14 protein-coding genes are annotated in these 22,882 nt (G+C 70.1%); 4 read left to right on the top strand and 10 right to left on the bottom strand.

The genetic code is table 11. The features are described from left to right. Nucleotides 1-75: 75 nt before the first annotated feature. The 3 genes from ACZ607_RS12300 to ACZ607_RS12290 all read right to left on the bottom strand — a co-directional run bounded on the left by ACZ607_RS12300 (nt 76) and on the right by ACZ607_RS12290 (nt 3,466). Nucleotides 76-1,422 (bottom strand): ABC transporter substrate-binding protein, encoded by a 1,347-nt coding sequence (locus tag ACZ607_RS12300; protein WP_469734441.1) that lies wholly within the window; start codon nt 1,420-1,422, stop codon nt 76-78. A 160-nt stretch (nt 1,423-1,582) separates the two neighbouring features. Then, the gene (locus ACZ607_RS12295; RefSeq protein WP_469734439.1) at nt 1,583-2,524 is read right to left on the bottom strand and encodes a carbohydrate ABC transporter permease; all 942 of its coding nucleotides are present in this window, start codon (nt 2,522-2,524) and stop codon (nt 1,583-1,585) included. Nucleotides 2,525-2,527: 3 nt separating this feature from the next. Then, nucleotides 2,528-3,466, bottom strand: coding sequence for a carbohydrate ABC transporter permease (locus ACZ607_RS12290; protein ID WP_469734437.1), 939 nt, complete (start codon nt 3,464-3,466; stop codon nt 2,528-2,530). A gap of 483 nt (nt 3,467-3,949) precedes the next feature. On the opposite strand from ACZ607_RS12290, the gene ACZ607_RS12285 reads away from it, so the two are divergent. Next, nucleotides 3,950-4,966 carry a LacI family DNA-binding transcriptional regulator gene (locus tag ACZ607_RS12285; RefSeq protein WP_469734434.1) on the top strand — a complete coding sequence of 339 codons (1,017 nt, stop codon included), beginning with the start codon at nt 3,950-3,952 and terminating at the stop codon, nt 4,964-4,966. 294 nt (nt 4,967-5,260) lie between these two features. After that, nucleotides 5,261-8,281 (top strand): carbohydrate binding domain-containing protein, encoded by a 3,021-nt coding sequence (locus ACZ607_RS12280; RefSeq protein ID WP_469734432.1) that lies wholly within the window; start codon nt 5,261-5,263, stop codon nt 8,279-8,281. A gap of 53 nt (nt 8,282-8,334) precedes the next feature. Here ACZ607_RS12280 and ACZ607_RS12275 read toward each other — a convergent pair whose 3' ends face one another. The 7 genes from ACZ607_RS12275 to ACZ607_RS12245 form a co-directional block, all read right to left on the bottom strand. Beyond that, nucleotides 8,335-10,347: a GTP-binding protein gene (locus ACZ607_RS12275; RefSeq protein WP_469734430.1), complete on the bottom strand. Its 2,013-nt coding sequence runs from the start codon at nt 10,345-10,347 to the stop codon at nt 8,335-8,337. A 131-nt stretch (nt 10,348-10,478) separates the two neighbouring features. Then, nucleotides 10,479-11,543, bottom strand: coding sequence for an aldose epimerase family protein (locus ACZ607_RS12270; RefSeq protein WP_469734428.1), 1,065 nt, complete (start codon nt 11,541-11,543; stop codon nt 10,479-10,481). Further along, entirely contained in the window at nt 11,543-12,580 is a 1,038-nt protein-coding gene (locus tag ACZ607_RS12265; protein WP_469734426.1) for a LacI family DNA-binding transcriptional regulator, read from the bottom strand. The genes ACZ607_RS12270 and ACZ607_RS12265 overlap by 1 nt, the downstream gene beginning before the upstream one ends. A 66-nt stretch (nt 12,581-12,646) precedes the next feature. Beyond that, complete coding sequence (locus tag ACZ607_RS12260; RefSeq protein WP_469734424.1) at nt 12,647-13,690, bottom strand: ABC transporter permease; 1,044 nt, start codon at nt 13,688-13,690, stop codon at nt 12,647-12,649. Further along, complete coding sequence (locus tag ACZ607_RS12255; RefSeq protein ID WP_469734422.1) at nt 13,687-14,685, bottom strand: ABC transporter permease; 999 nt, start codon at nt 14,683-14,685, stop codon at nt 13,687-13,689. Before ACZ607_RS12255 ends, ACZ607_RS12260 begins: the two co-directional genes overlap by 4 nt. Then, complete coding sequence (locus tag ACZ607_RS12250) at nt 14,682-16,289, bottom strand: sugar ABC transporter ATP-binding protein (protein ID WP_469734420.1); 1,608 nt, start codon at nt 16,287-16,289, stop codon at nt 14,682-14,684. Before ACZ607_RS12250 ends, ACZ607_RS12255 begins: the two co-directional genes overlap by 4 nt. A gap of 102 nt (nt 16,290-16,391) precedes the next feature. Beyond that, nucleotides 16,392-17,477 carry an ABC transporter substrate-binding protein gene (locus tag ACZ607_RS12245; RefSeq protein ID WP_469734418.1) on the bottom strand — a complete coding sequence of 362 codons (1,086 nt, stop codon included), beginning with the start codon at nt 17,475-17,477 and terminating at the stop codon, nt 16,392-16,394. A gap of 509 nt (nt 17,478-17,986) precedes the next feature. Between ACZ607_RS12245 and ACZ607_RS12240 the strand changes: the two genes are divergently transcribed. Together ACZ607_RS12240 and ACZ607_RS12235 are read left to right on the top strand one after the other, a co-directional pair. Next, nucleotides 17,987-20,419 carry an RICIN domain-containing protein gene (locus ACZ607_RS12240; protein ID WP_469734416.1) on the top strand — a complete coding sequence of 811 codons (2,433 nt, stop codon included), beginning with the start codon at nt 17,987-17,989 and terminating at the stop codon, nt 20,417-20,419. Between the two features lie 76 nt (nt 20,420-20,495). Continuing rightward, nucleotides 20,496-22,844 (top strand): AbfB domain-containing protein, encoded by a 2,349-nt coding sequence (locus tag ACZ607_RS12235; protein ID WP_469734414.1) that lies wholly within the window; start codon nt 20,496-20,498, stop codon nt 22,842-22,844. Nucleotides 22,845-22,882: the final 38 nt, after the last annotated feature.

Here is a 22,882-nt window from a genome sequence, read left to right as displayed (position 1 = left end):
TACGGGGTGCGAGTGCGGCAGGGGGCGGCCGCCCGTCGGCGGGCGGCCGCCCCGTGCCGGTTCAGCGGCTGGAGGTCACTTGTTGACGCTGAAGCCCTGGTCGTTGCCGTAGGCGACGGCGGCCTTCTGCCATTCCTTCAGGCCGTCGGCCAGCGTGGTGTCGGAGACGTACGCCTTGCCCACGGAGTCGTTGAAGACGGAGTTCGCGTACACCTGGAACGGCAGGTAGGACCAGTCCTCCGGTACCTGGCTGGCGGACCGGGCGAAGATCTCGTTCGCCTTCTGGCCGCCGAAGTACGGGAAGGTGGTGTCGAGGAACGACGGGGAGGACAGGTCGGCGGTGGTCGCGGGGAAGGCGCCGCCCTCCAGGCGTGCCTGGACGCCGTCGGAGTGGTTGGCGTACTCGTTGAACGCGTACGCCAGGTCCTTGTTCTTGCCGTCCTTCATCACGGCGAGGGCGCTGCCGCCGTTCTCGGAGCTGACCTCGCCGCCCTTCTCCCACTGCGGGAGCGCCGCGGCACGCCAGTCACCCGAGGCCGACTCGACGCCCGAGACGAAGTTGGCGGGCATCCACGCGCCGGTGGCGAGGGTGGCGATGGTGCCGTCCGCGAGGCCCTTGTACCACTCGTCACTCCAGTTGGTGACGGGTGCCAGGAGCTTCTCGTCGATCAGCTTCTGCCAGACCTTGGTGTAGGCGAGGACACCCTTGTCGGCGGTGAGGTCGACCGTCACGTCGGTGTCGCGGTTCTTGAACGGGGTCCCGCCGGCCTGCCAGATCAGGCTGGTGGTGAACCCGGCGTCGCCGGTGTCGTTGGCTATGTAGGCCTTGGGGTCGGCGGCGTGCAGGGCACGGGCCGCCTCGAGGTACTCGTCCCAGGTGGTGGGGACGGCGATCTGGTGCTTGTCCAGCACCTTCTTGTTGTAGAAGAGCGCCATCGGGCCGGAGTCCATGGGCAGCGCGTACACGGCGTCGTCGACGGCGACCGCGTTCCACGGGCCCGGCGAGTAGTCGGCCTTGAACTCTCCCGCGCCGTACCGGCTGAGGTCCTCGAGGGACTTGCCGAGGGCGAACTGTCCGACGGCGTAGTACTCGACCTGCGCGACGTCCGGCACCCCGGACCCGGCCTGTACGGCGTTCTGCAGGGCGGTGTACTGGTCGTTGCCGGTACCGGCGTTGACCAGCTTCACCTTGACCTTCGGGTACTCCTTCTCGAAGTCGCTGACCACCTGCTTCAGCGTCGGTTCCCACGCCCACACCGTGATGGAACCGCCCTTCTTGAGGGCCGCCCGCAGGTCACCTCCGGATACCGTCTTGTCCGATGAGCCGGCGTCGCCGTCGGAGGACCCGCACGCGGTGAGGCTCAGCGCGGCCGCGCACAGCAGGCCGACGCCACGCATCGCGCGTCTGGTCATGGTTCTCATAATTGCTTCACTCCGTTGTGGTGAGGGTGGTGCGGGAACCGTCGGACGGCCGCACGGGGGTGCGTGGCCGGCGAGGGGTGGGGCGCCGCGCCGGTGGGGGGCCGTGGATGACCGGTCCCGGGGCGCGGAGTTGGGGTGGCCGGCAGGGCCGGGGAAGGGGTCATCCCTTGACGCTTCCCGCCGCCAGGCCGGACTGCCAGTAGCGCTGGAGCAGCAGGAAGGCGATGACCAGCGGCACGATGGTCAGGAGCGAACCCGTGATGACGAGGTTGAAGACCGGCTGGCCGCCGGCGGTGGACGCCTGTTCGTTCCAGGCGTTCAGCCCCAGGGTCAGCGGGTACCAGTCCGGGTTCTTGATCATGATCAGCGGCAGGAAGTAGTTGTTCCAGGTCTGCACCATGGTGAAGAGCAGGACCGTGACGATGCCGGGGCCCAGCAGCGGGAGCGCGACGCGGAAGAACGTCCGCAGCTCGCCGGATCCGTCCATCCTGGCCGCTTCGAGGAGCTCGGTGGGGACGGCCTCTGCGGCGAACACCCACATGAGGTAGAGCCCGAACGGTGAGATCAGCGAGGGGATGATGACGGCCCACGGCGTGTTGGTGAGCCCCATCTTGCTGAACATGAGGAAGGTGGGGACCGCCAGCGCGGTGGCGGGCACGGCCACGGCGCCGATGACCACGGCGAAGACGGCGCGCTTGCCGGTGAAGTCGAACTTGGCCAGCCCGTAGCCGCCGAGGACGGCGAGGAAGGTGGCACCGCCGGCGCCGGCGACGACGTACAGCAGGGTGTTGAGGAACCAGCGGACGAAGATGCCGTCGTCGTAGGTGAGCGTCTGGGAGATGTTGTCCCAGAGGGCGAAGTCACCGCTGAACCAGAGGCCGAAGGAGCCGAAGAGCCCCTTCTGCGTCTTGGTGGCGTTGATGACGAGCCAGGCCAGCGGCATGAGCGCGTAGAGCGCCGTCACGCCCATGAGCACCGTGAGCAGCACGCTGCGGCGGGGCCTGTCCGGCGAGTGGCGGGCGCGGGAGCCGCGACGGGGCGCGGGGGCGCGGTGGGTGGTACGCCGGGGCGTCTGCTCGGCGGTGAAGGAGGGGGCGCTCATCGTTCACGCCTCCTTTCGCATGCCGCGCAGCTGGACCGCGTAGGCGATGATCATCGTGACGACTCCCATGACGAGGGAGACCGTCGCCGCGTAGTTCTGCTGGCGTCCGGAGAAGGACAGCGTGTAGGTGTAGAAGTTGGGCGTGAAGTAGGTCGTGATCGCGTTGGGCGCCAGCTTCTGCAGGATGCTGGGCTCGTTGAACAGCTGGAAGCTGCCGATCACCGAGAAGATCGTCGCGATCACCAGCGCACCGCGGATCGCGGGGATCTTGACCGCGGTGATGATCCGCCACTGGCCCGCTCCGTCGATCTCGGCTGCCTCGTAGAGGGACTTGGGGACGACCCGCAGCGCCGAGTAGAAGATCAGCATGTTGTAGCCGATGAACTCCCAGGTGACGATGTTGCCGATGCTCGCCAGCACCAGGGACGGGGAGAGCGGGTCGGGCAGGGTCACACCGAAGGCGTCGTTGAAGTTGCCCACCAGCCCGAAGCGGGTGCCGTAGATGAAGCCCCACATCAGGGTGGCGACGACGGCGGGCACGGCGTACGGCAGGAAGACGGCTATCCGGAAGAAGCTCTTGCCGTAGATCCGGCCGCTGTCCAGGGCCAGGGCGACGAGCAGGGCGAGACCGAGCATGATGGGGACCTGCACCACCAGGAAGAGCGCCACCCGGCTCACGGCCGCCCAGAACTGCTCGTCCTCGAAGGCCCGCTGGAAGTTCTCCAGGCCGACGAACGACGTCCCGCCCACCAACTGGTCCCGGAAGAAGCTCAGATACAGCGAGTAGATGATCGGAGCCAGGAACACCAGGGCGAACACGGCCATGAAGGGCCCTACGAACACCCAGCCGACCTGCCCGCGCCTGCCTCTGCGGACACGCCGGCCGCGGGACCCTCGGGCTGGTGGACGGCGTCCGGTCGTGATCGGCGTAACGGCCGTCATGGGTACTCCTGTTGGTCCGGCGTTGTGCAGGGCCCCGGCCGGATGGAGACACCGGACATCGTGGAGGCGCTGTGCTTGAGGGGGCCGAAGTCCACGCGGACATCCATGCGGATGTTTACGTAAACATTTCTCGGTGAAGTGATGTCTACACGTCTCTCACGCCATGGTCAAGGCTCGGTTTGCCTGCTGCGCCGACCAGTTGGGACGTGCCGGGCCCGCCGGATCCTCCGAGCGGCCGCACCCTGGTGTGCCCGTGTGTCGGCGCAGGGCGTCCGGAGTGGTAGAAATGCCCTTGGTCCGCCCCTCGGTCCGCACGCGAATACGAGCCACACGCGCAGCAGAGACAGGGCCGGTCCCGATCGGAGCACCCCCACATCACGCGCGGCCGGCACCCGGCCCCGCGGCCGGAACGCCATGCCCAGACGGCGAAAGGCTCACACGGCCACGACGGAGGCGGACGCAGTGCAGGGAAAGGAACAGGCCATGGACCGGCCGTCCCGCAAGGAGGCCTCGATGGCCGACGTCGCACGTCTGGCCGGTGTCTCCTCGCAGACCGTCTCCCGTGTCTCCAACGGGAGCACGGTGGTGTCCGAGGAGACCCGCGACCGCGTCCTGAGCGCCATGAAGGAGCTGAACTACCGCCCCAACAGCGCCGCGCGCGCCCTGAAGAGCGGGAAGTTCCGCACGCTGGGCGTCGTCCTGTTCACCCTCGCCACGACGGGCAACGTCCGCACCCTGGAGGCCATTTCCGCCTCCGCCGCGGACGAGGGCTACGCGATCACCCTGCTGCCCGTCGCGACGCCCACCAGCACGGGGGTCAGGGGCGCCGTGACCATGCTCGGCGAGCAGGTCGTGGACGGCATCATCGTGATCATGGAAGTCCGGCTCCTGGACGCCGCCATCTCACTGCCGCCGCACACCCATGTCGTGGTGGCCGACTCCGACGCGGGCGACCGCTACAGCGTCGTGGACACCGATCAGTCGGGGGGTGCCAGGGCCGCCGTGCGCCATCTCCTCGACCTCGGCCACCGCACGGTGGCGCACGTCGCCGGCCCGTCGGAGTCGTACGCCGCCCAGCGCCGCGCGCACGCCTGGCGGCAGACCCTGGAGGAGGCGGGCCGTCCGGTCCCGCCACCGGTGGACGGCGACTGGTCGGCCGCCTCGGGATATGAGGCGGGCCTCGTCCTGGCGGCGGACCCGTCCTGCACCGCGGTCTTCGCGGCCAACGACCAGATGGCGCTGGGCGTCCTGCGCGCCCTTCAGGAACGCGGCAGGCGCGTCCCGGAGGACGTCAGCGTCGTCGGCTTCGACGACATCGCCGACTCCGCTTCGTTCCTTCCGCCCCTGACCACCGTCCACCAGGACTTCGCCGAGATCGGCCGGCGGTGCGTCGAGGGCGTCCTGCGGCAGATCCGCGACGAGACGACGGAGCACGGCACCACCCTGGTCCCGACCCACCTGGTCGTCCGGGCGAGCACGGGCCCGCCGCCGCGGGGATGACGGCCCGGCCGGGCGGGCCCCGGCCGGGCCAACCGCCCTACTGTTCCCAGTACTTCACCGTCACAGGCGCTCACGAGTGCGCACCCCCTTTACGGACCTGTCATGTCCCGCTAACTTCCTGGATGCAAGAGATTGCAGAAAGGTTCTGACGGAGATTTCCGCCAGAAGCACTGCTCGCCCGAACCCCGAGGCGCGTCCGGGTTCTCCGGCGGGGTCCTGGCAGCCGCTCGCGGAGCGGCTGTGCTGTCGGCAGTCGCGGTCCACCCGCCCGCGGCCCTCCCCTGGAGCACACGCATGAGACGTACCCCTGTCCGGCTGCTCGGACGACCGGCTGCCGCGGCCGTCGCCGCGGTGGTGACGCTGGGCCTCCTGGCCCCGGCGCCCGGCCCGTCCGGAGCGGAGCCGGCCGTACCGGTGGCCGCCTCGGAGTCCACCGCCACCGTCTTCTACTACACGAAGACCAAGAACTGGTCCTCCTACCGGCTGCATTACGCGCCCGACGGCGGCTCCTGGACCACCGTTCCCGGAGTGGCCATGGAGGCCGCTTGCACGGACTGGGTGAAGCAGACCGTCACGCTGGGCGGCGCGTCCGGCCTCGCCGCCACGTTCAACAACGGCTCCGGCGTCTGGGACAACAACGCCGGCAAGAACTACGCCCTGGGCACCGGCACGGTCACCGTCAAGGACGGTGTGGTGGCCCACAGCGACCCCTGCGCGGGCACCGGAACGGCCCCCGAGGAGGAGGACGCGGAGGGCCGTACGGCCTCGGTCTACTACTCGACGGCCTCGGTCGGCTGGACGACCACCAACCTCCACTACCGGCCCGCGGGCGGTTCCTGGACCACCGTTCCCGGAGTGGGCATGGAACCGGCCTGCACCGGCTGGGTCAGGAGGACGGCGGACCTCGGCACCGCCACCTCGATGCAGGCCGCCTTCAACAACGGCAACGGGGTCTGGGACAACAACAACGGCGCCGACTACACGGTCCCCGCCGGTCTCACCACGGTGAAGGACGGGAAGGTCACCGCCGGCGCGGCGGACCCCTGCGCCGCGGAGACGCCGGACACCCAGGCACCCACCGCCCCGGCGAAGGTCTCGGCCGCCGCGGACGGGGTGTCCGTGGTGCTGACCTGGGATCCGTCCACCGACGACCGCGGCGTGACGAAGTACCAGGTCACGCGGACGGGCGGGACCAAGGGAACCGCGGTGACCGACGTCGGGTCCACGGTGTACTCGGACACCGGTCTGGAGGCGAGGACGGCCTACAGCTACACCGTCAGGGCCGTCGACGCCGCGGGGAACGTCTCGGCGGCGTCCGCCGTGGCGACCGCCACCACCGGGGAGAAGCCGGCGGCCCCGGCCGCCGGGAAACCGCTCGGCACCGACCCCCGCAAGGACCCCGTCTACTTCGTCCTCACCGCCCGCTTCAACGACGGTGACACCACGAACAACCGGGGCGGCAGCCAGCACGAGAAGTCGGGCAACGCCGCCAACGGCGACCCGATGTTCCGGGGCGACTTCAAGGGCCTGGTCGACAAGCTCGACTACATCAAGGGGCTGGGCATGTCGGCCGTCTGGATCACCCCCGTGGTCCTGAACCGGTCCGACTACGACTACCACGGCTACCACGGCTACGACTTCTACGAGGTCGACTCCCGGCTGGAGTCGGCCGGGGCCTCGTACCAGGACCTCATCGACGCGGCCCACGCCAAGGGCATGAAGATCTACCAGGACGTCGTCTACAACCACTCCTCGCGCTGGGGCGCCAAGGGCCTGTTCACCCCGACGACGTACGGGGTCCGCGACACCCAGTGGAGCTGGTACTACGACGAGAGGAACGACGGCTTCGAGTACGACGGCCTCACCGTCGAGCCGAAGTCCGGGAAGTCGTACTACAACGGCGACCTGTGGTCCACGGCCGAGCCCTCGGGCAACACCTGCGTCAACTGGGGCACGCCCACCGGGGCCACCTCCCCGGAGAGCTACAGGATCTACAACTGCCAGTGGCCCAGCCCCACATCGGGCATGTTCCCGAAGGCGTACTACCACAACTGCTGGATCGGCAACTGGGAGGGCGAGGACTCCCGCAGCTGCTGGCTGCACGACGATCTCGCCGACTTCAACACCGAGAGCGCGCCCGTGCAGAACTATCTGATCGGCGCCTACGACAAGTACATCGACATGGGCGTCGACGGCTTCCGTGTCGACACCGCCGTGCACATCCCCCGCACCACCTGGAACCGGCGCTTCCTGCCCGCCATCCAGGAACGCGTCACCCAGCGGTTCGGCGCCGAGGCCGCGAAGAACTTCTTCGTCTTCGGTGAGGTCGCCGCCTTCGTCAACGACAAGTGGAACCGCGGCTCCGTCAACCACTCCGCCCAGTTCTACACCTGGAAGGAACGCAAGGAGTACAGCGCGGACGACGAGAAGGCCGCTCTGGAGATGTACGACTACGAGCAGCAGCAGGGCACCGGATCACAGCCGACGTCCACCAACGCCTTCCTGAACGGCAACACCTACCACACACCGGACCACAGCCGGTTCTCCGGGATGAACGTCATCGACATGCGGATGCACATGAACTTCGGTGACGCCAACAACGCCTTCAGCAACGGCAAGGACTCCGACGACAGTTACAACGACGCCACCTACAACGTCGTGTACGTCGACAGCCACGACTACGGTCCCAACAAGAGCAGCGAACGGTACGCGGGCGGCACGGACGCCTGGGCGGAGAACATGTCGCTGATGTGGACCTTCCGGGGCATCCCCACGCTGTACTACGGCTCCGAGATCGAGTTCCAGGCCGGCAAGAAGATCGACTGCGGGCCCACCTGCCCGCTGGCGACGACCGGCCGGGCGTACTACGGCGCCCATCTCGCGGGCGACGTCAAGGCGTCGGACTTCGGCACGGTCGCGTCGGCGACCGGCGCGGTCGCCGACACCCTGGCGAAGCCGCTGGTCAAGCATGTGCAGCGGCTCAACCAGATCCGCCGTGCGGTGCCCGCCCTGCAGATGGGGCAGTACTCCACCGAGGGCATCACCGGCTCGATGGCGTACAAGCGCCGCTACACCGACGCGGCGAGCGGCACGGACAGCTTCGCGCTGGTGACGGTCTCGGGCGGCGCCACGTACACGGGCATCCCGAACGGCACGTACAAGGACGCCGTCACGGGTGACACCCAGGTGGTGACGGGCGGGACGCTCGCCGTACCGGCGCCGGGCAAGGGCAACCTGCGGGTGTACGTCCTCGACCTCGGCGGCGAGAACGCGGCTCCGGGGAAGATCGGCGCGGCGGGTCCCTATCTGAAGTGAGCCACCGTGTGACGGACGCGCGGGCGCACGCGTCCGTCACACCGGCCCGGCTCTCACCGCCCGCCGTCCACCCGGCGCAGGGTCCGCAGCAGGTACTCCTTGCGGTTCAGCGGGTCACGGTCGGTCCTGGACCGGTACGGGACGGGGCCGTCGACCGGCCGGTGTCCCTCGAAGGCGGACTCCAGCACGCCCTCACCGCGCGTCAGCCCCGGCAGCTGCTGCTGCAGCTCATGCACCCGGGCCGCCGGGACCACGCCCTCCACCACGCAGACACCGTCGTGCGTCTCCGGGGGCCCGGGGACGGCGCGCAGCCGGGCGAGCACGGGCACGAGCGGGCCCAGGGCGTCGGCGGGGATCTCGGCACGGAAGCGGTGCATCGGCTCGTACACCGTGGTCCCGGCCCGCCTCAGGGCGTCCATCAGCACCAGCGGCGTCAGATGGCGGAAGTCGCCCGCCGTACTCGACATGCTCTTGTCGAACACCGCGTGCGAGTGGCTCTGCCGGGGCCAGTACCCGGAATGCGTCATGGTGACCACGCAGTCGGTGACCCGCCATCCGTGAATTCCCTGGCCGAGCGTTTCCAGGACGGTCTCCTCCACCGCCCGCATCAACGCGTACGGCATGGAGCCGAGCTCGACCTCCCGGCGGAATTCCACCCCGCTGCCGAATGCGGCGGGCTCCACGCGGAGTCCGACGGTGGCGAGAAAGGGATTCGGCTCCGTGTCGATGAATTCGACGGCCGAACCCGTTCCGGCGGGCCTTTCCAGGCAGATGGTCGTCGTCTCCCGGAAGCCGACCTCGATGCCGTACTCGTCCGCCAGCGTCGCCTGGATGACCTCCTTCTGCACCTCGCCGTAGAGCGACAGGGACACCTCCTGGCGGAGGTCGTCACGGCGTACGCCGATCAGCGGGTCCTGCTCCGCCAGGTGACCGAGCGCGATGTGCAGGGCACCCCTGTCCTGACGGCGGCAGGGGGTGACGACGGTCTCCAGCGTCGGCGGGGCGAAGTGGGTGCGCGCGGGCTCCGCGGCCGGTTCGCCGATCCTGTCCCCGATCCGGACGGCGTGCAGGCCTCGGAGCCTGCCGATCCTTCCGGCGGGGAGCACGGTCTCACGGACGTCGGTCCCGTGGTCGAAGACGGTGATGCCCGAGATCTTGCCCTCGCGGCCCTCCTGCTCGCCGTCGCCCCGCAGCCGGACGCGTTCCCGGGTGCGTACCGTCCCGGAGAACATCCGGGCGTACGCGATCTTCTCCCCCGCCGGGCCGCGTTCGACCTTGAAGACGGTGCCCGAGGCCGGGCCGGCGGTGTCCTGGTCCGTGACGGGAAGGAACTCCGCGATGCCCGCGGCCAGTTCGGCCACGCCTGCGCCGGTGACCGCGGAGCCGAAGTACACGGGGTGCACGAGCGCCTGACGGGTCTGCCGGGCCAGTCGCTCGCGCAGCCGGCCGTACGGGACGCCTGCCCCGCCCTCGACGTACGCCGTCAGGAGGTCGTCGTCGTGGGTGGTGAGCAGATCGGTCAGCGCGGTGACGAAGGCCGGGTCGGCGGCGGTGAACGGCCGGGTGCGCGCCTCCCTGGTGCCCAGGGCGTCGGCGGGGCCCATCGCGACGACCGCGGGGGACAGCCGCCGCGCGATGTCGGCCAGGGCCCCCTCGTACCGGGCGCCGGCCCGGTCGGTCTTGTTCACGAACACGAGCGTGGGGATCCGCAGGCGGCGCAGGGCCCGCATCAGGATCCGGGTCTGCGCCTGGACGCCCTCGACGGCGGAGACCACGAGCACGGCGCCGTCGAGCACGCCGAGGACGCGCTCCACCTCGGCGATGAAGTCGGGGTGCCCGGGGGTGTCGATCAGGTTGACCGTGACGCCGTCGAGGGCGAAGGACACCACGGCGGACTTGATGGTGATGCCGCGCTGCCGCTCCAGGGCGAGGGTGTCGGTCCGTGTGCTGCCGTCGTCGACGCTGCCGACCGCGTCGATGACCCCGGCGGTGTGGAGCAGCCGCTCGGTCAGGCTCGTCTTACCGGCGTCGACATGCGCCAGAATTCCCAGGTTCAATGTGTGCACTGAGCTTCGGGTCCTCGAGATAGGGGTGAATTCCTGTCTGGGTGGACACAGAAGCTCGGCGCATGGACATCTCCCTGGTTCGTCGGCTGGTTCGGGGATTACAGCAGGGCGCCCCGCCGGGCGGCAATCGATTAATCCCGGAGGTGCGGGAAGCGCAGTTCGGTACGGCTGCGCGCGGTGTCGCCGGGGCGCAGCACGGTGCTGGGCAGGTCCGGCCGGTTGGGTGAGTCGGGCAGGTGCTGGGTCTCCAGGCAGATGGAGCCGTGCCGTTCGTGGCGGCGGCCGGCGCCGTCGGTGAAGGAGCCGTCGAGCTGGTTGGCGGTGTAGACCTGGATGCCGGGCTCGGTGGTCCACACCTCCAGGATGCGGGCCGCGTCCGGGGCGGTGAGGCGTGCGGCGCGGCGCAGGCCGGCTCCGGTGTCCCGCAGCACCCAGGAGTGGTCGAAGCCGCCCGCGGAGCGCAGCTGTCCGTCCTCCGTGCCGAGGCGTTCCGCGAGGACCTGGGGCGTGGTGAGGTCGAACGGGGTCCCTCGGACCTCGGCGGGCGCTCCCAGGGGGATGCCGTCGTCGTCCACCGGGAGGTAGGTGTCGGCGTCGACCTCCAGGCGGTGGCCGAGCACGCCGTCGTGGCCGGTCAGCTCGAAGTAGGCGTGGTTGGTGAGGTTGACGACCGTGGGGCGGTCGGTGACCGACGCGTAGTCGACGGCCAGGGTGCCCTCGGTGTCGAGGGTGTACGTGACGGTGACGTCCAGTGCCCCGGGAAAGCCCATGTCGCCGTCGGGGCTGTGCAGGGTGAGCCGCACGGAGACGGTGTCGTCGGTGCGGTCGGAGGCCGCTTCCCACACCTTGGTGTGGAAGCCGTCCGGTCCTCCGTGCAACGCGTGGCCCCGGTCGTTGGCGGGGACGTGGTGCTCGGTGCCGTCCAGGACGAAGCGGCCGTGGGCGATGCGGTTGGCGTAGCGGCCCACGACGGCGCCGAAGTAGGGGTGTTTGGCCGTGTAGTCGTCGAGGCCCGGGAGCGAGCGGACGACGGACGCGGTGGCGCCCGTGGTGTCCGGCACGGTGAGGCGGTGCAGGGTCGCGCCGTAGGTGAGGACCTCGGCTCGGACCCCCGTACCGCTGTCGAGGGTCCAGAGGTCGGTCCGGGTCCCCTGGACGGAGCCGAAGGGGGTGCGGTGCACGGTGGGGCGCGGCATCAGTGATCCTCGGTGCGGCCGGAGTCGGTCCCGGCCTGGGTGGATTCGCGGACGACGAGGCGGTAGCCGGGGCGTGGCCTGCGCGGTTCGGCGACGGGCGTGCCCGAGAGCTGCTCGACGAGGCTGTCGACGGCGAGGCGGGCGATGGCTTCCTTGTCGGGGGCGATGGTGGTGAGCGTGGTGGTCGTGTAGCGGCTCTCCTCGATGTCGTCGAAGCCGACGACGGCGATGTCCTCGGGGATCCGCAGTCCGCGTTCGGTGATGGTCCGCATCGCGCCGATGGCGATGAGGTCGTTGTACGCGAACACGGCGTCGGGGCGCTGTCCCTGGTCGAGGAGTTGCGCCATGCCGGTGGCGCCGTCCTCGCGGCCGTAGCCGTCGGTGACCACGACGAGTGATTCGTCGGGTGTGATGCCGGCGGCCTCCAGCTCCTCGCGCCAGCCCCGGAGCCTGAGGTGTGCGGGCTGGCGTTCCTGGCCGGTGCGTGATCCGAGGAAGGCGATACGGCGGTTGCCCTGGCCGACGAGGTGGCGTACGGCGGCGCGGGCCGCCGCCACGTTGTCGATGGCGATGTGGTCGTACGGCGCTTCGTACTCGCGCTCGCCGAGCAGGACCAGTGGCGCGGTCTCGGTGCGCGCCATGAGGTCCTCGGTCTCCAGATGGATGGGGCTGAGGATGAGACCGTCGATCACATGGGACCGGAAGCCCTGGCTGACCAGGAGTTCCTTCTCCCTGAGTCCGGCGGTGTGGTCGACCAGGACGGTGTAGTCGTGCCGGGCGGCCGCGTCGATGACGGCTCCGGCGAGTTCCGCGAAGTACGGGTTGCCGAATTCGGGGACGGCGAGGGCGATGATGCCGGTGCGGCCCTTGCGCAGATGGCGGGCGGTGAGGTTCGGCCGGTAGCCGAGCTCGTCGATCGCCTGCTGCACCTTGGCGCGCATCGCGGGTGTGACGTGCTGATAGTTGTTCACCACGTTCGACACGGTCTTGATGGACACGCCCGCCCGTTGTGCAACGTCCTTGAGGCTGACGCCCACGGCACTCCTTGGTTCGGCTCGGCTCGGCTTGGCTCTGTGGCCGGCCCGTATGCGGCCGGCCTGTCGTCAGGTGCTTCTGCGACTGCGCGCGAGATAGCGCTGCGCCACCACGACAACGATAAGGAAACCGCCGCTGACGACCGACTGGTACGAGGAGTTGAGCGAGCCGATCTGGTTGATCAGGTTCTGGATGACGGCCAGCAGCAGGACGCCCCAGAGGGTTCCGCTGATCGATCCGGCGCCGCCGATGAGCAGGGTTCCGCCGATGACGACGGCGGAGATCGCGTCGAGTTCCATGCCCACGCCGACGATGGTGACGCCGGAGGACAGCCTGGCGGCGTTGAGGGCGCCGGCGAGTCCGGCGAGCAGGCCGCTGAGTGTGTAGACGAGGATCTTCGTACGGGCGACGGGGAGGCCCATCAGGGTGGCCGCGTCGCTGCTGCCGCCCACCGCGAAGAGGGACTGTCCGAAGGAGGTGCGCTGAAGGACGAGTCCGCCGGCCCCGAAGAGCACGAGGGCGATGATGATCGGGTAGCCGAAGCCCCAGACACTGCCCTGGCCGAGCTCGCCGAAGGCGGAGTCCTTGGGCACCAGGTAGGTGGTGGCGCCCTCGTCGGTGAGGGCGAGCAGCAGGCCGCGGGCCCCCAGGAGGGTGGCGAGGGTGACGATGAAGGGCGCCATGTTCCCGCGGGCGATGAGGAACCCGTTGAGCAGGCCGACGCCGCCGCAGACCACGAGGGGCAGCAGCAGCGCGGCGAGGAATCCGTACTGCGAGGCCCAGGCGGCGAGGACTCCGCCGAGGGCGAAGACCGATCCGACGGACAGGTCGATGCCGCCGGTGATGATGACCATCGTCATGCCGAGGGCGACCACGGCGAGGAAGGAGGCCTGGATGGTGACACCGCGGGCGTTGTCCAGGGACGCGAACGTCGGGTAGATGAAGGAGGCGGCGATCACGACGGTCAGCAGGACCGCGAGGACGCCCTGGCGTTGCAGGAGTTCGGCGGCGCGCTGCCGGCCGGTCTGCTCGGGGCCGGCTGCGGGGCGGGCCGCGGGCGCCTTCGGCGCGGGCGGGGCCGGGGCTGCGGTGGCGGGCTTGGTTTCGTTCATCGGGACCGACGCTCCCGGGCGACGTAGACGGCGGCGATGATGATGGCCGCCTGGGCGATCTGTGCGGTGGAGTCGGGCAGGTCGTGCTTGACGAGGGTGGCGCGCAGCAGCTGCATGAGCAGGGCGCCCGCGACGGTGCCGAGCACCCGGACGGAGCCCCCGTTGAGGGGGGTGCCGCCGACGACGACCGCCGTGATGGCGGAGAGTTCCATGAGGGTGCCGAGCGAGGAGGGGTCGCTCGCGGTGAGCCTGGCGGTGGCGAGGATGCCGGCGAGGGCCGCGAGCACTCCGCAGAGCACGTACACGCCGATGAGGACCCGCTTGACGGGGAGTCCGGCGAGGGCGGCGGCGGAGCGGTTGCCGCCGATGGCGACGACCTGGCGGCCGAAGGTGGTGCGCTGCACCAGGAAGGCGACGGCGACGGCGAGGACCGCGGCGATCCACACGACCAGCGGGATGCCGAGGAAGGAGCCGGTGCCCAGCGACAGCAGGTCGGGGTTGACGATCTGCTTGAGCTGGCCGTCGGCCATGACCAGCGCGAGGCCGCGGCCTCCGACGAAGAGGGCGAGCGTGGCCACGATGGGCTGGAGCCCGACGAGGGAGACGAGGGCGCCGTTGACGGCTCCGACGACCGCGCCGGCCAGCAGGGAGACGACCAGGGCCGGTACGAGTCCGTATCCGAGGTAGAGCGGGAGGAAGGCGGCGGCGAGCGCCATGGTCGAGCCGACGGACAGGTCGACGCCCTCGGTGCCGATGACCAGGGCCATGCCCAGGGCGACGATGACGATGGGGGCGACCTGGACGAGCTGGGTGCGGAAGTTGTCCGCGGTCATGAAGTGGTCGGTGAACAGGGCGTTGAAGAGCAGCACCACGGCCACGGCGACGTACACGCCGTAGCGCTGGTACCAGGCGGGGTCGCGCAGCCGGGCCAGGGGGCTCGCCGGGTTGTCGGGCTTGTCGCTCTTCGCGGGCGGGGCGACGGCGGTCTGGGTCATCGGGGGTCCTCCTGGGCGGCCGGGGCCCGGTCCGCCGGCTGCGGTGCGTGGTCGGCGAGCACTTCGAGCAGCCGGTCCTCGGCCACGTCGTCGCCGGACAGCTCTCCGGCGACCGCTCCGCCGCGCAGGACGACGATCCGGTCGGCGCCCTCGATGAGCTCCTCGATGTCGGAGGAGATGAGCAGGACGGCGAGGCCCTCTCCGGCGAGGTCGTCGATGAGGCTCTGGACCTCGGCCTTGGCTCCCACGTCGATGCCCCGGGTGGGTTCGTCGAGCAGCAGGACCTTGGGTTCCAGGCAGAGCCAGCGGGCCAGCAGGACCTTCTGCTGGTTGCCGCCGGAGAGTTCGCCGACCTTCTGCTCGGGGCTGGACGCCTTGATCCGCAGGCGCTTCATGAAGATGTCGACGATCCGGTCCTGCTTGGCGCGCGAGACGACACCGGCCCGGGAGAGGCGGGGCATGGCCGCCAGGACGATGTTCTCGCGTACGGAGAGACCGGGCACGATGCCCTCGGCCTTGCGGTCCTCGGGCAGCAGGCTGATGCCGGCGCGGATGGCAGCGGCCGGGGTGAGGCGCTTCAGCGTGGTGCCGTCGACGGTGAGTTCGCCCTTGTCCAGGGGCAGTGCGCCGGACAGTGCCTTGGCGGTCTCGCTGCGGCCGGAGCCGAGGAGTCCGCCGAGGCCGAGCACCTCGCCCGCGTACAGCGACACGGATATGTCGTGCAGCTGGAGGCGGCTGGAGAGACCGGTCGCGGTGAGTACGGGCGTACGGGCCGCTTCGTGTCCCTCCGTGGCGAAGCTGGTGACGCCGGAGCGGCGTACCTCGGAGAGGTCGCGGCCGAGCATCATCGACACGAGCTGCATCCGGTCGAGGTCGGCGAGGTCGCCGGTGTGGATGTGGCGTCCGTCGCGCAGGACGGTGACGCGGTCGCAGATCCGGTAGAGCTCGTCCATGCGGTGGCTGACGTACAGGACGGCGATGCCCTGGCTCCGCAGGCGTTCGATGACGCGGAAGAGGGTCTCCACCTCGCGGGGTTCGAGCGAGGAGGTCGGCTCGTCCATGATGACGACCTGGGCGTTGACGGACACGGCCCGGGCGAGGGCGACCATCTGCTGGGTGCCGACGCCGAGGGTGTGCAGGGGGCGCCGGGGGTCGACGCGTACGCCGAACCCGTCGAGCAGGTCGCCCGCCTCGCGGTGCATGCGGGCGAAGTCGATGAGGCCGAAGCGGTTCCTCGGTTCACGGCCCAGGAAGATGTTCCGCGCCACGCTCATCAGCGGGACGAGGTTGACCTCCTGGTAGATCGTGGAGATTCCGGCCTGCTGTGCCTCGAACGGCCGGGAGAACCTGACCGGTTCCCCCGCCATCCGCAGTTCGCCACCATCCGGGCGGTAGACGCCGGTCAGCACCTTGATGAGGGTGGACTTGCCCGCGCCGTTCTCCCCGACCAGCGCGTGGGTCTCCCCCGCGCGCAGGGAGAAGGTGACGTCGTCGAGAGCGACGACGCCGGGGAACCGTTTGCTCACCGAGCGGGCTTCGAGCACCGTGGCCGCCGTGTCGCCGGCCGCCTCCGGTGCCTGAGGTACTGCTTCGGGTGGTGCCATGGGTCTTCTCGGCCTTCCGCTGTCCAAGGGGTGAGGGCCCGGGGGCCGCCGTGGCCCGGTACGGGCGCCACGGCGGCCGGGGCCGCTGGGTTCAGGAGCGGATCAGAACGCCCCGCCGAGCGATTCCTTGGCGTTGGTCTCGTCGTAGGCGCGGTCGGTGATGATGACGTTCTCCGGGATCTCCTCGCCGCCGTAGAACTTCTGGGCGGTCGCGAAGGCCAGCGGGCCGAAGCGCGGGTTGGACTCGATGACGGCGTTGTACTCGCCGTTGACCAGGGCCTGTACGGCGTTGCGGGTGCCGTCGACCGAGACGATCTTGACGTCCTTGCCGGGCTTCTTGCCGTTGGACTTCAGCGCGGTGACGGCGCCGAGGCCCATCTCGTCGTTCTCCGCGTAGACGGCGTTGATCTCGGGCTTGGACTGGATGAGCTGCTCCATGACCTGCTGGCCCTTGTCACGGGCGAACTCGCCGGTCTGCTGGGCGACGATCTCGATGCCGGGCGCCTTGGCCTTGATCTGGTCGACGAAGCCCTTGGTCCGGTCGGTGGTCACGTTGTTGCCGGAGGCGCCGAGAAGGATGGCGACCTTGGCCTTGCCGCCGGTCGCCTTGATCATGGCGTCGGCGGCGCGCTTGCCCTGCTCGACGAAGTCGGAGCCGAGGAAGGCCACGTAGTCCTTGCACGCCGTGGAGTTGACCTTGCGGTCGATGGTGAGGACGGGCACCTTCTTCGCCGCCGCGGCCTTGAGCGCCGGCTCCAGGCCGTCGGAGTTCAGCGGCGCGATGATGAGGAACTGGGCGCCCTGGGAGAGCATGTCCTGGATGTCGCTGATCTGCTTGGACAGCTGCGACTGCGCGTTGGTGGTGAGCAGCTTCTTGACGCCGACCTTGGCGGCCTCGTCCTTGATCGACTGGGTCTCGGCGATCCGGAACGGGTTGGCCTCCTTCTCCGACTGGGAGAAGCCGACGATCGCGTTCTTGAGGTCGATCTTGGGCGCGCCGTAGCTCTGCAGCGAGCAGCCGGGGCCGGAGGCGGCCTCGGGGGACTTGGCCGCCTGGGCTCCCTGGCTGCTGTCACCGCCCGCGTTGTCCGAGGTCTCCGACTTGGAGCAGCCGGAAACGGCCAGCGTGGCGGTGGCGGCGATCAGGCAGGCCGCGGCGAGGGTACGGGATCGACGCTGGATCATCATGCGCGGGACGCTCCTTGGCGGGGTGACGGCACACCGTTCGGCGTGCGGTCGGGCATGGCGGGACGGTGCGTCAGCCGCTCGGCGGCAGTTGACGCTGCATCCCTCACGACCCCGCTGCGAGCTGCGGAAACTATGGTCGTGAGGGCTTGTGCGGCCTCTCGGCGGCTCGGTTTACAACGTTATATAGGCGCGGTGGCGCAGGCGGCAAGAGAGTTGTCGATGCGTTTCCAAAATGTGTCACCCGGAGGCGCGGCCCGTCATGGAGCCGCCGCCGGGGCGGGACGGCACCAGCTGCTGCGCCACCTCTGGACACCGGCTTGACCGCGTGCTGTCATACCGCCGACATCAATTTTCCAACGTTGCAAGCGAGTTGTCGTGCCGTCGCCCCCTCGGCGCGACAGCCATCTTCGCCATGCGCCGGCCCGTCCGGGCCGGTCACCCCACCCCTGCCCGGTCCGGGCCGGTCACCGCGCCCCTGTCCGGCAGAGCAGAAGCGGAGTCCCCACACGATGCCCCTGAACCGCAGACAACTCATGGCGAGCGCCCTGGTCACCGCCGCCGCGGCCACCTCGGCCGGCCGCTGGGCCACGACCGCGACCGCCGCCGAAGGCGTCGCGGCCGCCGCGCGCGGCGGCCACTACTCCCCCAACGCCGCGCCGCTGCACCCGACGGCGTTCCTGAAGCTGCCGCCCGGCCGGGTCACCGCCAAGGGCTGGCTCGCCGGCCAGCTCGAACTCCAGCTGGACGGACTGTGCGGCCGCTACGAGGAGTTCTCCCACTTCCTCGACTTCGAGGCCACCGGCTGGGTCCGCCCGGACCGGGGAGGCTGGGAGGAAGTCCCCTACTGGCTGCGCGGCTACACGGACCTGGCGATCGTCACCGGCGACGCGAAGGCGCTGGCCTCCGCACGCCGGTGGATCGACGCGATCCTCACCACCCAGCAGTCCGACGGCTTCTTCGGGCCGAAGGCGCTGCGCACGTCGCTGAACGGCGGGCCCGACTTCTGGCCGTTCCTGCCGCTGATCCAGGCGTTGCGCTCCTGGCAGGAGTACAGCGACGACAACCGGATCATCCCGTTCCTCAGCAGGTTCTTCCGCTACATGAACGCCCAGGGCCCCGGTGCCTTCGACACCAGCTGGATCGCGCTGCGCTGGGGCGACGGCCTGGACAGCGTTTACTGGCTGTTCAACCGCACCGGTGACGCCTTCCTGCTCGATCTCGCCGACAAGATCCACCGCTACGGCGCCGACTGGGGCGACAACCTGGTCAACCCGCACAACGTCAACATCGCCCAGGGCTTCCGGGAACCCGCCCAGTACGCCCTGCGCAGCGGATCGGCGCAGGACACCCGGAACACGTACGGGACGTACGCGAAGGCCATGGACCAGTACGGGCAGTTCCCCGGTGGCGGTTTCGCCGGCGACGAGAACGCCCGGCCCGGACACGGAGACCCCCGCCAGGGCTTCGAGACCTGCGGGATCGTCGAGTTCATGGCGAGCCACCAGCTGCTCACCCGGATCACCGGCGACCCGCTCTGGGCGGACCGCTGCGAGGAGCTGGCCTTCAACTCGCTGCCCGCCTCGCTCGACCCGTCGGGCAGGGCGATCCACTACATCACCAGCGCCAACAGCGTCGACCTGGACGACGTGCCCAAGCGGGACCGGCAGTTCCAGAACGGCTTCGCCATGCAGGCCTACCTGCCGGGCGTCGACCAGTACCGCTGCTGCCCCCACAACTACGGCATGGGCTGGCCCTACTTCGTCGAGGAGCTGTGGCTCGCCACGCCGGACGGCGGTCTCGCCGCCGCCATGTACGCGGCCTGCGAGGTCACCGCGAAGGTCGCGGACGGCACGGAGGTCACCTTCACCGAGGAGACCGGCTACCCGTTCACGGACACGGTCACCCTCACGCTCCGGGCCCCGAAGCGGCTGAGCTTCCCCCTGGTGCTGCGCGTGCCCGCCTGGTGCGCCGAGCCGGAGATCCGCGTCAACGGGCAGCGCGTATCCGCTCCGGCGGGCCCCGCCTTCACCCGGGTCGAGCGGACCTGGGCCGACGGAGACCGGGTCACCCTGCGCTTCCCGCAGCGGACCACCGTACGCACCTGGGCGGACAACCAGGGCTCGGTCAGCGTCGACCACGGGCCGCTCACCTACTCGCTGCGCATCGGTGAGTCGTACGAGCGCATCGGCGGCACCGAGCAGTTCCCGGAGTACGCCGTGCACGCCACCAGCGCCTGGAACTACGGCCTCGTCCTGGACGGCGCGCGGCTGCCCGTCCCGACGCGCCGTCGCGCGGCCGACGCGAACCCCTTCACCCTGGACGGCACCCCGCTCGTGATGACCGCCCGGGCCCGCCGCATCCCCGAGTGGGGCGCCGACGACGAGCACGTGGTGGCGCCCCTCCAGCGGAGCCCCGCGCGCAGCACCGAGCCGGTCGAGGAGGTCACGCTCGTCCCGATGGGCGCGGCGCGCCTGCGGATCACCTCCTTCCCGACGGCGGCTCCCGGCGCGGAGCCCTGGCTCGCGGACCGCTGGTACCGGATCGGCAACCGCAACTCCGGCAAGGTGCTGGGCGTGGACGGCATGTCCACCGCGAACAGCGCCCACGTCGTCCAGTTCGGCGACACCGGGACGGCCGACCACCTGTGGCGGCTCGTGGCCAACGGCGACGGCTGGTACCGCATCCGCAACCAGCACTCGGGCAAGGTGCTGGGCGTGGACCTCATGTCCACCGCGAACAGCGCCCACGTCGTGCAGTTCGACGACAACGACACCGCCGACCACCTGTGGCAGCTCGTGCCGGACGGCGACGGCTGGTACCGCGTCCGCAACCGCAACTCGGGCAAGGTGCTCGGCGTGGACGCCATGTCCACCGCCGACAGCGCCCATGTCGTGCAGTTCGACGACAACGGGACCGCGGACCATCTCTGGCGGCTGCTCTGAGCGGCGGTTCCCCGCAGACGTCCCATCCCCCGCGCCGGCCGGCGCGGGGGCTCCTCCTCATCAAGGAGTACCTGCAATGCGATCCGCACCCGCGCCGCGCCGCGGCACCTGGTGGAGACGGTTAACCGCCGGCGGCGGCCTGCTGGCCCTGCTCGCCACCGCACTCGTCGGGGCCGGTACCGCACCGGCCGCCGCCGCGCCCACGGCCTGGACCCCGAAGCCGGCGCCCATGACGACGCCCTGGACGAACCAGGTGTCCGTCGACAACCCGCTTCCCGAATACCCCCGCCCGCAGCTGACCCGCCCCGACTGGGCCAATCTCAACGGCATCTGGGACTTCGCGGTGACCGGCCGCGACGCCGGGCAGCCCGCTTCGTTCTCCGAGCAGATCAGGGTGCCGTTCGTCGCGGAGTCCTCGCTCTCGGGCATCAAGCGGAAGATCACCCAGAACGACAAGCTCTGGTACAAGCGCACCTTCACCGTGCCGTCCGGCTGGAACGGCCGCCGGACCGTGCTCAACTTCGGCGCCTCCGACTGGCAGACCACGGTCTGGGTCAACGGCACCCAGGTCGGCGCCCACAAGGGCGGCTTCGACTCGTTCTCGTACGACATCACCCCTCAGCTGAACGGTGGCACGAACACCGTCGTCGTCTCCGTCTACGACCCGACGCAGACCGGCGGCCAGGCCGTCGGCAAGCAGCGGATCAACGAGGTGAACCCGCACGAGGGCGGCGGCATCTTCTACACCGGTGCCTCCGGGATCTGGCAGACCGTCTGGCTGGAGCCCGTCGCGGCCTCGCACGTCACGCGCCTGGACATGACGCCGAACCTCGGCAACAGCACCCTGCGGGTGAAGGTGCAGGCGGCGGCCGGCGGCGGCCGGACCGCACGGGTCACCGTCTCCAGCGGCGGCACCGTCGTGGGTACGGCGACGGGCGCGCCCGGTGCGGACATCTCCGTGCCCGTGCCCGGCCCCCGGCTGTGGAGCCCGGACGACCCGTTCCTCTACGACGTACGCGCCGAGCTGCTCGACGGGACCACCGTGGTGGACACGGTGGGCGGTTACGCGGGCATGCGGTCCATCGGCATCGCGAAGGTGGACAACATCCTGCGCCCGGTCCTCAACGGGAAGTTCGTCTTCCAGACCGGCACGCTCGACCAGGGCTACTGGCCGGACGGCATCTACACGGCGCCCACCGACGCCGCCCTGAAGTCCGATCTCCAGGCGCACAAGGACCTCGGCTTCAACATGGTCCGCAAGCACATCAAGGTCGAACCGCAGCGGTGGTTCTACTGGGCGGACAAGCTGGGGCTCCTCGTCTGGCAGGACATGCCCGCGATGGACACCGGGAAGACCCCCGACTCCGCCGCGCGCACCCAGTGGGAGGCGGAGTACCACGCGGTCATCGACCAGCACCGCAGCTCGCCCTCGGTGGTGATGTGGGTGAACCAGAACGAGGGCTGGGGCCAGTACGACCAGGCCAGGATCGCCGACGAGGTGAAGGCGTACGACCCGTCGCGCCTGGTGAACAACATGAGCGGGGTCAACTGCTGCGGTTCTGTGGACGGCGGCAACGGGGACGTGATCGACAACCACATCTACGTCGGCCCCGGCAACACCGCACCGACGGCGACCCGGGCCGCGGTCCTCGGCGAGTTCGGCGGGCTGGGCTACAAGGTGCCGGGCCACGAGTGGTATCCGGGCGGCGGGTTCAGCTACGAGGACCAGGCGAGCCTCTCCGCCCTGAACAACCGCTTCGTGGGCCTCATCGACGCGATCCGCGTGGGGCAACTGCCCGCCGGGCTCTCCGCCTCGGTGTACACGGAGATCACCGACGTGGAGAACGAGGCGAACGGGCTGCTCACCTACGACCGCCAGGTCGTCAAGGTGGACACCGCGAGGGTGAAGGCCGCCAACCAGGCACTCATCCAGGCGTCGAAGACTCCTCCGGCGCCGGTCACCCTGCCCACGGGCAACAGGTCGCTCCGGGTCACCACCCCGGGGCACACGAACAAGTACCTGCGCCACTCCCAGGAGCTGGCCTACACGGCGGTCGTCGACAGCGGCAGCACGGCGCTGCTGAAGAACGACGCCACCTGGAAGGTCGTCACCGGCCTGGCGAACGGCAACTGCTACTCGTTCGAGTCCCGCAACTACCCCGGTGAGTACCTGCGCCACCGGGACTTCCGGGTACGCCGCGACGCGAACGACGGCTCGGCCCTCTTCAAGGCCGACGCCACCTGGTGCGCCGTGGCGGGCCAGGGCGGCGTACGGCTGTCGAGCGCCAATCTGCCCGGCAGCTATCTGCGCCACATCGACTCGGAGGTGTGGCTGGCCACCCCGGGCGGCGGTCACGCGTGGGACAACGCGGCGACCTTCACCGAGGACACCACCTGGGCGGTGGACGCCCCCTGGGCGCCCTGAGGTGAGAGCCTCCGGGCCCGGTGACCGTCCGCCGGGTC

The organism is Streptomyces sp. NPDC104381, from assembly GCF_055583745.1.
The sequence above is the reverse complement of the archived record's forward strand: the minus strand, read 5'-3'. Positions and strand labels throughout refer to the sequence as shown.

Excerpts from the sequence above, each read along its gene's own strand:
- ACZ607_RS12270 (WP_469734428.1), bottom strand. The coding sequence starts at position 11,543 with ATGCCGCGCCCCACCGTGCACCGCACCCCCTTCGGCTCCGTCCAGGGG.
- ACZ607_RS12295 (WP_469734439.1), bottom strand. The coding sequence starts at position 2,524 with ATGAGCGCCCCCTCCTTCACCGCCGAGCAGACGCCCCGGCGTACCACC.
- ACZ607_RS12285 (WP_469734434.1), top strand. The coding sequence starts at position 3,950 with ATGGACCGGCCGTCCCGCAAGGAGGCCTCGATGGCCGACGTCGCACGT.
- ACZ607_RS12235 (WP_469734414.1), top strand. The coding sequence starts at position 20,496 with ATGCGATCCGCACCCGCGCCGCGCCGCGGCACCTGGTGGAGACGGTTA.
- ACZ607_RS12250 (WP_469734420.1), bottom strand. The coding sequence starts at position 16,289 with ATGGCACCACCCGAAGCAGTACCTCAGGCACCGGAGGCGGCCGGCGAC.
- ACZ607_RS12300 (WP_469734441.1), bottom strand. The coding sequence starts at position 1,422 with ATGAGAACCATGACCAGACGCGCGATGCGTGGCGTCGGCCTGCTGTGC.
- ACZ607_RS12245 (WP_469734418.1), bottom strand. The coding sequence starts at position 17,477 with ATGATGATCCAGCGTCGATCCCGTACCCTCGCCGCGGCCTGCCTGATC.
- ACZ607_RS12290 (WP_469734437.1), bottom strand. The coding sequence starts at position 3,466 with ATGACGGCCGTTACGCCGATCACGACCGGACGCCGTCCACCAGCCCGA.
- ACZ607_RS12255 (WP_469734422.1), bottom strand. The coding sequence starts at position 14,685 with ATGACCCAGACCGCCGTCGCCCCGCCCGCGAAGAGCGACAAGCCCGAC.
- ACZ607_RS12260 (WP_469734424.1), bottom strand. The coding sequence starts at position 13,690 with ATGAACGAAACCAAGCCCGCCACCGCAGCCCCGGCCCCGCCCGCGCCG.
- ACZ607_RS12240 (WP_469734416.1), top strand. The coding sequence starts at position 17,987 with ATGCCCCTGAACCGCAGACAACTCATGGCGAGCGCCCTGGTCACCGCC.
- ACZ607_RS12280 (WP_469734432.1), top strand. The coding sequence starts at position 5,261 with ATGAGACGTACCCCTGTCCGGCTGCTCGGACGACCGGCTGCCGCGGCC.